Source organism: uncultured Kriegella sp., from assembly GCF_963975415.1.
Lineage (GTDB): Bacteria > Bacteroidota > Bacteroidia > Flavobacteriales > Flavobacteriaceae > Kriegella.
The window spans coordinates 913,761-926,453 of sequence record NZ_CAXBGN010000001.1; the positions used below are offsets into that span (position 1 = coordinate 913,761).

The 12,693-nt window shown below is 39.9% G+C and carries 9 protein-coding genes; 3 read left to right on the plus strand and 6 right to left on the minus strand.

The genetic code is table 11. The features are described 5' to 3' along the window. The first annotated feature begins 15 nt into the window (after positions 1–15). Together AACZ88_RS03790 and AACZ88_RS03795 are read left to right on the plus strand one after the other, a co-directional pair. Complete coding sequence (locus tag AACZ88_RS03790; protein WP_339706405.1) at positions 16–1,035, plus strand: LacI family DNA-binding transcriptional regulator; 1,020 nt, start codon at positions 16–18, stop codon at positions 1,033–1,035. Positions 1,036–1,046: 11 nt separating this feature from the next. After that, on the plus strand, positions 1,047–1,979 hold the full coding sequence (locus tag AACZ88_RS03795) for a ThuA domain-containing protein (RefSeq protein WP_339706408.1): 933 nt from the start codon (positions 1,047–1,049) through the stop codon (positions 1,977–1,979). An 85-nt stretch (positions 1,980–2,064) separates the two neighbouring features. Here AACZ88_RS03795 and AACZ88_RS03800 read toward each other — a convergent pair whose 3' ends face one another. From AACZ88_RS03800 to AACZ88_RS03810, 3 genes are read right to left on the minus strand one after another with little or no spacing between them, the layout of a single operon-like run. Next, positions 2,065–3,132: a 6-bladed beta-propeller gene (locus AACZ88_RS03800; RefSeq protein WP_339706411.1), complete on the minus strand. Its 1,068-nt coding sequence runs from the start codon at positions 3,130–3,132 to the stop codon at positions 2,065–2,067. A 4-nt stretch (positions 3,133–3,136) separates the two neighbouring features. After that, entirely contained in the window at positions 3,137–4,606 is a 1,470-nt protein-coding gene (locus tag AACZ88_RS03805) for a DUF1501 domain-containing protein (protein WP_339706414.1), read from the minus strand. A 6-nt stretch (positions 4,607–4,612) separates the two neighbouring features. Then, complete coding sequence (locus AACZ88_RS03810) at positions 4,613–7,855, minus strand: DUF1553 domain-containing protein (protein ID WP_339706417.1); 3,243 nt, start codon at positions 7,853–7,855, stop codon at positions 4,613–4,615. Between the two features lie 118 nt (positions 7,856–7,973). On the opposite strand from AACZ88_RS03810, the gene AACZ88_RS03815 reads away from it, so the two are divergent. Beyond that, positions 7,974–9,200: a hypothetical protein gene (locus tag AACZ88_RS03815; protein WP_339706420.1), complete on the plus strand. Its 1,227-nt coding sequence runs from the start codon at positions 7,974–7,976 to the stop codon at positions 9,198–9,200. 103 nt (positions 9,201–9,303) lie between these two features. Here the strand turns inward: AACZ88_RS03815 and AACZ88_RS03820 are convergent, their stop codons facing one another. The 3 genes from AACZ88_RS03820 to AACZ88_RS03830 form a co-directional block, all read right to left on the minus strand. After that, entirely contained in the window at positions 9,304–10,305 is a 1,002-nt protein-coding gene (locus AACZ88_RS03820; RefSeq protein WP_339706423.1) for a metallophosphoesterase, read from the minus strand. A gap of 218 nt (positions 10,306–10,523) precedes the next feature. Continuing rightward, the gene (locus tag AACZ88_RS03825) at positions 10,524–11,486 is read right to left on the minus strand and encodes a metallophosphoesterase (RefSeq protein ID WP_339706426.1); all 963 of its coding nucleotides are present in this window, start codon (positions 11,484–11,486) and stop codon (positions 10,524–10,526) included. A gap of 123 nt (positions 11,487–11,609) precedes the next feature. After that, entirely contained in the window at positions 11,610–12,458 is an 849-nt protein-coding gene (locus AACZ88_RS03830; protein WP_339706429.1) for a DUF1080 domain-containing protein, read from the minus strand. Between the last annotated feature and the right edge of the window lie 235 nt (positions 12,459–12,693).

Genomic DNA, 12,693 nt, shown 5'->3' on the forward strand with positions numbered 1-12,693 from the left:
TATTTCACTGAGTTCATGCAAAAAAAGGTTACCATATATGATTTGGCCAAGCTGCTAAATGTTTCTCCCGCAACGGTGAGTCGTAGCTTAAACGACCATCACTCCATCAGTAAAAAAACAAAGGAAAGGATTTTGTTGGCCGCCAAAGAATCTGGATATCGTACGAATAAATTTGCTGCGAACCTGAGCAAGCAAAAATCGAACACCATAGGTGTGGTCGTACCCAAATTGAATTCCTATTTTATGTCTACCGTGCTCTCCGGAATAGAAAAAGCGGCGAATGATGAAGGATACAATTTAATTATCAGTCAATCTTTGGAATCTGAAAAGAAAGAAAAACTGAACACAAAAACGTTATATGATAGCGGAGTTGATGCCTTAATGGTCTCTTTAGCCTATGAAACGACCGATTACGAACATTTTAATATCTTTACCCAAAGGGAGATTCCACTTTTGTTCTTTGACAGGGTCTTTACCTTACCAAATTGCCCGACCATACTAATCGACAATAAAGCGGCAGGGTTTGAAGCCACCGAACACCTTATTTCACAAGGTTGCAAAAATCTGTTGCACATCAGTGGCAATTTAAAGCGTAATGTGTATGCAGAACGCCTGCAGGGATTCAAAGATGCCATGGTTAAAAACGGACTTTCGTTCAGGTCTTACAACCTTTTAGAAACCGACTTGGACCCCCAAAAAATAGATGTTGTCCTGAAACGAATTAAAAAAGCAAAAAACCAAATCGATGGCCTATTTATTGCGAATGACACCATGGCGGTCGAATGTATTAAGGAGCTTAAAAAGATTGGATATAAAATTCCCGAAGAAATTAAAATCGTCGGTTTTAATAACGACCCCATATCAGAAATAATAAGTCCAGCTTTGACGACTATCGACTATCCCGGTTATAAATTGGGTGTTTTGGCCGGCCAGAGCATTATAAGCCATTTGAATGGCACCATAAATTTACAATCTGCAGGGTCTATTATCCTAAAGCATAGATTGATTACAAGAGAATCCACAGAAAATAAATAAAACTAAACACTATGAAAAAACTAATTTTCACCGCCTTTACCTTTTTTTTCTTGAACGCCACTATTGCCCAAAGTCTCGAATCGTTTGAAGTTTCCGATGAGTGGATTTCAAAAATTGAAAAATTAGCCCCTTCAAAGGCTACGGTCAAAGCTGATGTAAAAAAAGTCTTGGTCTTTTCCCAGCATACAGGATTTTATCATTGGACCGCCCCGTTGAATGTTGAAATGCTAAAAGTTTTGGGAACAAAGTCCGGTGCTTTTGAAATCACCAATTCTTATGACATTGATAGTTTTGATACCGATAATCTAAAAGCATATGATGCAGTGGTACTCAATAACTGCAACCCTGCAGGACCGAAAAGGGATTTATTTTGGGATTTGTTACAGAAGAATTCAAACCTTTCCGATGAAAAGATAGCAGCACTTTCGAAAAAATACGAAAACAACCTTTTGGATTATGTAGCAAAAGGAGGCGGATTATTGATACTGCACGGGGCCATTACCGTTCAAAATAACTCCATGGAATTCAGCAAAATGACTGGTGGTAGTTTCGACTACCATCCCAAACAACAAGAAATGCACCTAAAGGAATATGATAAAAAACATCCTTTGGTAAAAGCCTTTAAAGGTAAAGGTCTAACACATGTTGATGAACCCTATTTTTTCAAAAATGCGTATTTCGATTATAACTTTAGACCCTTACTTTATATCGAAATAGATAAATTAAAAGGTATGAAAAAGGAAGTTGACCAAAAGGTCAACTATGTCGCCTGGATCAAAAGACACGGTCAAGGAAGGGTTTTCTATACCTCCCCTTCCCACAATGCCCAAAGTTTAGACAACCCTGAACTGCTACAGTTCTTGTTAGACGGAATGCAATATGTCGTAGGTGATTTAAAATGCGATGATAGCCCCATAGAAAAACAAAAAGGCGGAACTCGATAAAACGCCGATAAATCAGAATAAAAAATGAGCGGATTTACCGCTCATTTTTATTTTATAGCAACAAACCCCGTGGTAAGCCCTTAATTTATACTCTATGTAGTTTATAAGGATAAACCCCGCCCGCATTCCATTGACAGACATATAAGTTCTTATCACCATCAACACAAACATCATGGCAGTGTTTAAACACCGGACGGTCTTGAAGCATTAACTGCAACTTTCCCTCTTTGTAAACCGGCGCTGTACCCCCGGGATTGGATACCACCTTATTTTCCCTATTGAGAATAGTCACAAAACCTTTATTCAATTGCATATTGTAATTGCCCTCCTCCATACCAAAACATACTCCGGAATAAATATTCTCCCCATCGATTACAGGCCGACTGACGAACAGACCTGGCATATAGATATTTTCCAGATATTCCCCATCCAAAGAAAAACGTTTGAATGAATTTTTAATTCGCGCCGAACATAATAAGGTGGGATTGTTCGCATCCCTTGTATCTAAAGTTACCCCGTGTGCCTGTTTGAATTTTTCCGGAGACAAAAAGCTATCGCCCCCAAACTTTCGTATAAATGTTCCGTTAGCATCATATTGTAAAATAAACTGGGAACCGTAACCATCGGCCACGTAAATATCTCCATTTGGGCCTATGGTCGTTTCTGTGGGCTTATAAGCCATATTCTCGTCATAGGCACCCAGTTTTGAAGGGGAACTAAGTTCCATGATTATGCGTCCATCCAACGAACTTTTAATCACCCTCCCCAAACCGGGATCGGTAATGTATAAATATTCAGAACCTCCTTCATCATGCAAGGTCAGCCCATGAGCACCGGGCAAATTTAATGTCCAAGAATTCAGCAGTTTGCCCGCGGTGCTATACATAAGGATATTGTTCTTCGGATGGTCGGTCAGAAGTAATAGCCTTCCTTTTTTATCCATAACCATCTCATGACAGTTGTTTACCGGGGTATTTTTGGGGTCTAAATTGCCCCATTCCTTTTCCAGCCGATAACGAAAATCGCCGTGCCCCAAAATAGTCTCTTCCAGCTTCGCTCGCGAGGGCATAATCTGAAATGGCAAGATGGAAGATGCCAGTATAGCACTACCGGATTGCACCGTTCTTTCAACAAACTTTCTTCTTGTTATCATTTATCTATGCTAGAATATCCTTTACAACATGACCGTGTACATCGGTCAACCTATACCTTCTACCTTGGTGTTTAAAAGTAAGCCTTTCGTGGTCGATACCCAATAAATGAAGTAGGGTCGCTTGAAAATCATGAACGTGAACTTCGTTCTGAATTACATTATAACTAAACTCATCGGTTTCGCCGTAGACCATACCCGGCTTTACGCCAGCACCCGCCATCCACATCGTAAAACAACCTGGGTGATGGTCTCTACCGTAGTTGGTAGCCGTCAACCGTCCTTGAGAAAAACTCGTGCGTCCGAACTCTCCTCCCCAAACCACTAAAGTATCTTCTAGAAGTCCTCTTTGCTTTAAATCTTGAATAAGGCCTGCCGTAGCCTGATCCGTACCTAGGGCCTGCCGTTTAATTCCACCGGGCAGCCCTCCATGTTGGTCCCACCCCATATGATATAGCTGAATAAATTTGACATCCTTCTCGGCCAAACGCCGTGCCTGCAAACAATTATAGGCATACGTACCTAGCGTTCTCGCATCTTCCCCATACAACTCATAAATATGGTCGGGCTCGTTTGAGACATCCACGGCATCAGGTACGGAGCTCTGCATCTTATAGGCCATTTCGTACTGATTTATTTTGGACTGTATTTCTGGATCCTTCCAAATATCATATTGGTGATTGTTTAGTTCAGCTATATAATCTAAAGCTCTTCTTCGGTCATGGTCATGAACCCCATGCGGATTGTTCAAGTATAACACGGGGTCTTTACCCGAACGAAACTGTACACCTTGATGGTGCGATGGAAGAAATCCGTTGGCCCAGGCCGAAGAACTTAAAGGCTGTGCTCCTCCTCCCATCGACAACATCACCACAAAATTGGGTAAATCTTTATTATCGCTACCCAGCCCATAACTCAGCCACGAACCAATCGACGGTCTTCCGCTTTGCTGAGACCCTGTTTGTACGAACATCACGGCGGGCTCATGGTTTATGGCCTCTGTACGCATTGATTTAATGATACAAAGGTCATCGACAACTTTGGCCGTGTGCGGAAAAATTTCACTGACCCATGCCCCTGATTGTCCGTATTGCTTAAAATCATAAATTGATTTCACCAAAGGAAAAGTAGATTGATCGGCCACCATACCCGAATTTCGTTGGGTACCCTGTACCGAGGGAGGGATCTCTTTTCCATGCCATTTTGCAAGTTGTGGTTTGTAATCAAAGGTTTCCAGTTGTGAAGGACCACCGCTCTGAAAAAGATAAATGACCCTTTTGGCCTTGGCCGGAAAATGTGTGCCATTTAAAACGCCTCCCATACCATCACCAGAATTTCCCAATAACAGATCTTTGGCGTAACCTGTGGTCGGCGCCAACATACTTGAGAGTGCAATAGACCCAAAGCCCAATGAGGCTTTCTTTAAAAACCCTCGTCGCGTATCTGTAAATTTCAATTCCCTTGTTAAATCGTCCATAATTGATTATCGTATTGTATAACCGTCTGCCGTATTCATCACTCCGTTCAAAACTGTTGACAACGCCGCAACTTCGATGACATTCAGATTATTTTGTGGTTTTGAGCTTCCTGTGGAAACATAGGCCACCGCATCTTCTTGCTCTTTTTGAAACCGATTGCGCTCTGAATTATAAAATTTTTGCACGGTGGCCATTTCAGATGCATTAGGATTACGCCCTGTCGCTAACTTATATCCTATTTTAAGCCGCTCGTCGACATTCCTATAATCTTGAATCAAATTTTCGGCCAATACACGAGACGCTTCAATAAACTGAGGGTCATTTAAAAGTACCAAGGCCTGCAACGGTGTACTGGTTTCCCTACGTTTTACGGTACAGACACCTCTCTCTCCCACATCGAAAATCAGCATAGAAGGAGGAGCCGATGTTCTTTTCCAAATAGTGTACAAGCTACGTCGGTAGAGCCCTTCCCCAGGTTTCTGTAGGTATCTGTAGCGCCAAGATTTATTAGTGATTTCATCCCAAAGCCCTTCAGGTTGGTACGGGTAAGCACTAGGACCTCCAATTTTATGGGATAACAAACCACTTATGGCCAAGGCATTGTCACGTACCATTTCGGCGGTCATTCGAAAACTCGGACCACGGGCCAATAATTTATTATCACCATCCATTTCCTGTAGTTCTTCTCTTATTTCTGAACTTTGCTGATAGGTCGCCGACATTACCATCAGCTTGTGCATTTTTTTGATATTCCAACCCGATTCACGAAAACTAACCGCGAGCCAATCCAATAAACCCGGATGCGAAGGCAAGTCTCCTTGGTTTCCAAAATCATCCGAAGAAACTACCAGCCCCTTTCCAAAGTGCATTTGCCACAAGCGATTTACATACACTCTAGCCGTCAAAGGATGATCTTCTTCGAACAACCATTTGGTAAGGCCCAAACGGTTTCGCGGAAGCTCTTCATCAAACGGAAGCACCGCCGTAATAATATTCGGAAAAACTTCTTCGGTCGGTGAATCGTACATGCCTCTATCTAATATATAGGTCGGTCTTGGTCGCGGCATTTCACCCAACACCATAATCTCGGGAATTGTATCAACAACAGTTAAGCGTTCCCTTTTAAGGTTGCGAAGTCGTTCATTTTTCGCAACAAAATTCGGCTCATTTTTTAATCGATGTGCTGAAACTAAAGCAATACCCTTAGTATCTTGAGCATTTTGAAATAATGAAACAGCTTTTTTTCTATCTTCAGCGTAAAGCACTTCCAAAGCTGTTAGTTCTCGATTATAAATCTTAAGCTCATCGAGTCCACCATTGATAAAAGTCTTTATTTTATCCCTTACTCCCAATGTAAACCCTTTAAAACCATAGGTATGAATATTGGGTTCGAACGTAATCGATTTGTAAAGGTTATCGATTTCGACCGCTACTTCCATTTCCTCTCCATTTAGATAGAAATGTACCCCTTCACCCTTGCCGAGACCATCGTACGAAACAACGAAATTGGACCATTCTTTTTCAGGAAGTGGCTCTTTTGCTATAATTTGAATAGCATTTGTAGGCCAAGATTGGGCAATGACAAATTTCGGCTTGTTATCCTCTAAATAAAACGAATACCCATTCAACCCCAATCTCAGGTCTTCGCAATGGTAAAATATTCCGGCCTCCTCATAGACTTTATCCGGAAACAAGGACAATGAAACCGTAAAGGGGTCTACAAAATCATACCACCCAACTTTTTCGGGCAATTGAATCGTCGTATAGTCATTGATAAAAATACCATTACCCTTAGCTCCCCCTTTGATATCAGGCTCGTTTACTACGGCGGGTCTGCCGTCACCGAAGACATTCTGACAATTGAACCGTTTCTTGTCCGCTCGTATCAATTTATCAAAACTATAATCTACCACCAACCCTTCATTATAGTTTTTTTGGAGAGATTGCATTACCCCCTTCATATCGTTTTCAGCTATCACCTCTTCAGAAGGTAACTTTTGAATTTCGACCAGCTGCTTTTCGACTTTATCAATATTAGAATCAATATATTCCAAGATTTTATCTTGCTCGGCATTCGTTAAAAGTAATGATGGGCCGGGCACCTGACCTGGCCCATACACCGCCGTTCCTATTTCGTTGGTACTATTAAAAAAAGCCGCCATCTCATAATGTTCTTTTTGACTGATAGCGTCGTACTTATGGTCATGACATCGGGCGCATTCCACGCTTAGTCCTAAAAATGCCTTACCCAATGTAAGTGTACGATCGGCCACATATTCTTGACGGAACTCTTCAAAAACAATTCCTGCTTCCGAGTTTTTTTTATGCAATCTGTTAAACGCTGTTGCAAGAATACTTTCTTGTGATGGCTCTTTAATGAGATCGCCGGCCAATTGCCAGGTCGTGAATTTCTCATAACTCATGTTTTCATTAAATGCTTTGATCACCCAATCACGATAGGGACTAAAATCACGGTGTTTGTCATCAAGATAACCATCACTCTCAGCATATCTTGCAACATCCATCCACTCGGCCGCCATACGCTCACCATAACTCGGCGATGCCAATAGACGATCAACTAGCTTTTCATAAGCGTTCAGTGAGGTATCTTGAACGAAATCTTTAATTTGTTCCAATGATGGTGGCAAACCGGTAAGATCAAAACTTAACCTTCGAATAAGGGTTTCTTTCGAAGCCTTTTCGGAAGGCGATAAATTTTGTTGTTCCAGTTTATGCGCTATAAAAAAATCGATTTCATTTTCGGCCCAATCGGTCTCCCTAATTTTAGGAAGTGTTTCTTTTTTGGGCTTTATAAAAGACCAGTGTGGTTTGTACTCAGCGCCTTGCTCAACCCATTTTGTTAAAATAGCCATCTCCCTTTCGTTCAAAGCCAAATTTGACTCTGGAGGGGGCATTAATAAACTCTCATCTTTGCTAAGAATTCGACCTATGACTTCGCTTTTTCCCGGTTTGCCGGGTACGATTGCATGTGCGTTGACATTATTTTCGAGAGCACCAAAGGCATTTTCTTGGATATCTAATCGCAGTCCCGCTTTTTGGTTTGTGGCATCGGGCCCATGACAAGCAAAACATTTATCGGAAAGTATGGGCTTAACGTGGTAGTTAAAATCAATTTTTTCAGGCACCTCTTCATAAACCAATTCGATTTCTGCAGGTACGTTCCATCCACACCCAACCAATAAAAAACAACTGGAATACAGCCACACGTAAAACTTAAATCCCTCCATATGAAATTCTTAATCAATCAAATATAAACAATTCATAAATGGCAAAATCGAGGGAAAAACAGTTTTGTTAACTGTTAATGATTAATGGTTATATTTAAATCATTGAAGCGAAACTCCCATGAAAGACAAAGAGTACGATGCTATTGTCGAAAAAATTATTAAAACCAAATCGTTTGGTAGGTCAAACACCTATGCCAACCTCTTAAGGTATTTAGTAGCCTCTTCTATTAAAAATGATGTTCCTAAAGAGACTACAATTGCCGCGGATATTTTTGGCAAAACGACTTTCGACCCTTCTCAGAGTACCTTGATACGGGTTTATGTTTATAATCTACGAAAAAAACTAAAAGCGTATTATCAAAATGAAGGCAGAACCGACGCATACATTCTGCGCATTCCAAAGGGAAGCTATCGAATTGAAATTAGCAAAAAACATAATAATAAAACGTCTCCTTTCACAAAACTATATAGCAAACCTTGGTTGGCAACTATGTTAATTTTACTATTAGCTTCCGTTTTGACCAATTTCTATTTAACCGGACAAAAAAAGCAAATAGGTTTGGTCAGCGAACAAGGTCTGTGGAAAGACCTTTTACACAGTAAAAAAACCACCATGGTCGTACTGGGAGACCTTTTTATTTACACGGAACGTGATTCAACCATAAATTTAGACCGGAATATCAGAGATCCCCAAATCAACTCAAAAGCAGATTTTGAGAAATCTAAATCCAACCTTGCGCGCCCTGGTGTAGACATTAACATACCAACCTATTCATTGCTTATTCAAAGTAGCAGTATCTGGATCAAGAATTTGACCGAAATCTTTTTTTCCGAAGATAAGGATTATACGATACGTAGTATATCAAGGTTTAACCCTAAAGAACTTCAAGACCACGATTTTATCGTAGTTGGCATGATAAAGACTTTAGGAATTTTCAAAGCCTACTTTAAGAATTCAGATTTTGATTTTAATCCAGAAGAAGATGAGTTGATTTATAACGATTCAACCAACAAAAAGAAAATACGCTATAAACCTTCAGGAAATCCTGATTCTTATCATACCGATTATGGATTTATGGCGAAATTTCCTGGACCAAATAACAACACGGTCTATCTGCTCGGTGGAATATGGGATACCGGTGCCACTCAAAGTTTAAAGAACTTCACAAATCACCAACTGCTTGAAAGCCTAACAAAAACAATGAAAGACAAGTTTGGAGAACTACCGCAATACTATGAAGTTCTATTCGAAGTCAACGGTGTTGACCGAATGGAGCTAAGTAGTAAAATAGTGCACTTAAATAAAATTGAAAAAACGCGTGATGTTTGGGAGGTAGGAAGTTAAACAACAATTGATATTTAAAAAAAGTCCTTATTCAGTTACCTTCACCAAATTTTATGGCTTACAGGGGAAGTACTGCTCAAAAGGTATTGCTTTCAATGTCAATCTACTTTCCCATATCAGGTATTACATTCTCCATTACTATCTTTCCACCGTTGATAGGCAAAGTAATGAGTTTACCTCCTGGGGGCCAAGCATACTTTGTGGCCACGCCACTAATATAGCCATATGCCAAAATAATGCCTCCTTTATAAGTTCCCCAATAATTATTGTAATGATCATGTCCACAAAATACGGCTTCCACATTTCCTACATCAAGAAAAGTTTTATAGACTGACCCGTCATCCTCTTCGTAATAAACTTTTTCCTCATTGAAACCCTGCTTTTTTATGGATTCATCGTCTTGCAAATATTGAAATTCAATAAGTGGAATATGAAACATTGAAATTGCCCTGATTTGTTCTTTATGTGTACTGGCAGTATTATTTGAAATATCACGATACCATTTCAACTGCTCTTCCTTTATAGATTTATTACCCTTTTCCGCACCAGAATCAAAACCAAAAATTTGCCAGACTGGTTTCCTTTCGCCATTCACCAAAATATCTACAACATAATCATACTTCTCGCTCCATTCGTTATTTACGGAATGCTTCCCCAAAACCCCCCATTTTGATTCAGCAAAGACTTCGGCAATAGCCGCCCTTCCAAATCCTCCTTCAGGATCATGGTTTCCGAACATAAACAACCAAGGGCGATCTAGACTATCAAAAAAATTAACTGCATAAGAAGCCAATAAAGTTCCATGGGGTTTGTTGCCATCAAACAAATCCCCGGTAATGGCAATCATATCGGGGTCATGGGTTTCAACCAACTTTTTTATCCTACGGCAAGTTTCCAAATCTCTTTTCCACTTCCCTTCATCGGTGCTACCTAGATGAAGGTCGGTAACTTGTAGTATGGTAACAGGTGAGCCATCTTCTTTACTGATATCGATACGATATTGATCACTATCAACTTTATGAATAGTGCGCTGACCGTTAACAATTGAATGGCAAAATACCACTAGCATTAAAACACCTGTTATCTTCAGTTCCCTGGTAGTCATATAATGAATTTAAATACGTCTTTATGAGAAATTAGTCCATCCCCAAACACGACTAACTTTTTAAGAAGCAAGATAGTGTTTCGTGTTTTTGATGATTTGGTATTTCTTAGCCTTCTCTCCGTATTTTTTGACCTCATTACGAATATAAAACCTTAAAACGTATCAATTCAACTGTACGAGCAATTCAGTGCACCACAACTTATAACTCTTGAAATGAATTAATCAAGCGTAAAGGTAAATTTGTTAAAAGGTACATTGTGATAGGACATTTTTTGCGTACTCGGTGAGATGGCGAAATAAGGGGAAAATGTGGTCACATTAACCGTATTTCCATCTGGGAGAAACTCTAAGATACGTAACCAACCATCTCCACCGTTCCCATGCCACCCACCACCCATGGCTTGGGCATTAAAGGTCATTTGGTTTATTTTCTTATTAGCCGCATTTTTATCGACTTTGAAGGCCGTATGTCCCCTGAAATCATCACTGCTTCCGATATGGCCAGAAAATACCATTTGAATATTCTCTGAAGGCGCTACTAATTTCTCCCAAATAGCCTTACCATAATTACCATCTTGAATAGGGTAATTCTCCTTCTCAATATGCTCATTCTTGGAATTTAAATAGGAATGTGTTAAAACAGCTACCGTGTGATTGAGATACCTTTGACTTGAAATTTCTTGCTGTGCCCAACGGAGCACTGTGTCTCTAGGGGCAAACTCAATATTTACAAATAAAAATTTTCGTTGATGTGGGGAAACAAACTCATAGATTGCATTCTCGGGTGATGGGAACCCTTGAATATTTTTACCGGCCGAACGAAGCGCCTTGTCGTTTAAAATATTTCTATCCGCCGGAAAGTATGTATTGTAGTATGTATTTCTATTTTCTACACTCTTATAGCCAAAATCATGATTACCGGCGGCTAAAACATAAGGCACTTTACCATCTAATCGCTCAAAAGCATGGGAAACCGCTTGCCATTGTTTGCGACTCGGAAGGTTTCCGTTAATATGATCGGGCACCAATAAGTCGTTCTGTTCCACTAAATCCCCGGTACATAGCACCATTCTTATATTCAATGAATCTATATTTTCACTGATCCAACTGGTCATTAGTTCCAAAATACCGTGGTTACGTTCAAATTTCACATACGACTGCGTATCCGGTATTAAAATCATTGACCATGAATCGGGGTTTGACAGTGTCGGCGGGTTATATTTCTCTTGTGCCTTAAGCGGAGAAAAAACACCTATACATAAAATTAGAAGTAAAGAAAATCGGAAAAATCCCATATTCCAGATTTATTGTTTTGCAATTCGTTTTTCAGATAAAAGCGCTTTGATCATTTTATCAAGCTTTTTAGGTTTGTCGACATACTTTTCCAAATCAACAATTTCAACCTTTCTAAAATCCACAGGATGACTTTCGCTTTGTAACGAAATGGTTCCTCCATTTAATAGTTGTCCCATTTCCTCACCTTTTTTCGAATCTAATTGCGGCTTTTCATAACGCATTACTTCTTGACCATTTACATAATGGACTATCAAAGAATCTCCCAAAGCCAAAACTTCAGCGCGCACCCACTGATTACCGTGATAAGTATTTGATTTAGAGTTTGTACAATGTCGCTTTATTACTTCCCCGTTCTTTACGTATTGGGTACCTGGAGTGCAAAGATTAGAAGTACTTCGGTCATCTTTTCCGTTTCCACCCAAAAGCTGTACCTCTATCGAATTCGGAAAATCTTGATCAACCGCCATATCTGCAGGGTCTTGACCATGAATCATCACCCCACTATTGCGATAGGCCCAACCGGGTCCGCCTTTGGCCTGCTCCCCGACAAAACGATATTCAACAGCAAATAGATAAGAAGAAAAAGGCTTGTCATAAAAGAGATGTCCGAATTGTTCATCAAATGTGTCGTATTCATCGTATCTCACCTGAATATTTCCATCTTTAACCGTGAAGGTATCCCCAAAATTATCATTCAATTCATGATACCTTATTTTAATTGTCCAATTTTTTAAGTCCTTACCATTAAACAATTGTACCCAAGGTGTGTGTTTCTTAAATGAACTGGTGGTACCAAAAACAAGTAAAGCTAATACCAAAGAAGCTATAAGAAGCCTAAATTTCGATTTTTTTTTCATTTGTGAACTGTAATTTTAAGTTTCAATATGTATGATAGTTCTCCCTAGGTTTTCATCTGGGAGACATCAATTTTGAATTCACAAGGTATGTAATAAAATAAGGAAATAAAATCTTTTCTAAGCCGTCTCTTATTCAAGTTTCGTCCCAATTTGCAGATTATGGGCGTCCTTTGATTATCGGGCATAAAAAAAGGGCCCTCCACGTATGTGAAGGGCCCTTCGAGGAAGGCGGCGG

What these genes read in the sequence shown, in the direction of transcription:
- AACZ88_RS03790 (WP_339706405.1), top strand. Translation starts at nt 16, where the DNA reads ATGCAAAAAAAGGTTACCATATATGATTTGGCCAAGCTGCTAAATGTT.
- AACZ88_RS03795 (WP_339706408.1), top strand. Translation starts at nt 1,047, where the DNA reads ATGAAAAAACTAATTTTCACCGCCTTTACCTTTTTTTTCTTGAACGCC.
- AACZ88_RS03800 (WP_339706411.1), bottom strand. Translation starts at nt 3,132, where the DNA reads ATGATAACAAGAAGAAAGTTTGTTGAAAGAACGGTGCAATCCGGTAGT.
- AACZ88_RS03805 (WP_339706414.1), bottom strand. Translation starts at nt 4,606, where the DNA reads ATGGACGATTTAACAAGGGAATTGAAATTTACAGATACGCGACGAGGG.
- AACZ88_RS03810 (WP_339706417.1), bottom strand. Translation starts at nt 7,855, where the DNA reads ATGGAGGGATTTAAGTTTTACGTGTGGCTGTATTCCAGTTGTTTTTTA.
- AACZ88_RS03815 (WP_339706420.1), top strand. Translation starts at nt 7,974, where the DNA reads ATGAAAGACAAAGAGTACGATGCTATTGTCGAAAAAATTATTAAAACC.
- AACZ88_RS03820 (WP_339706423.1), bottom strand. Translation starts at nt 10,305, where the DNA reads ATGACTACCAGGGAACTGAAGATAACAGGTGTTTTAATGCTAGTGGTA.
- AACZ88_RS03825 (WP_339706426.1), bottom strand. Translation starts at nt 11,486, where the DNA reads ATGATTTTAATACCGGATACGCAGTCGTATGTGAAATTTGAACGTAAC.
- AACZ88_RS03830 (WP_339706429.1), bottom strand. Translation starts at nt 12,458, where the DNA reads ATGAAAAAAAAATCGAAATTTAGGCTTCTTATAGCTTCTTTGGTATTA.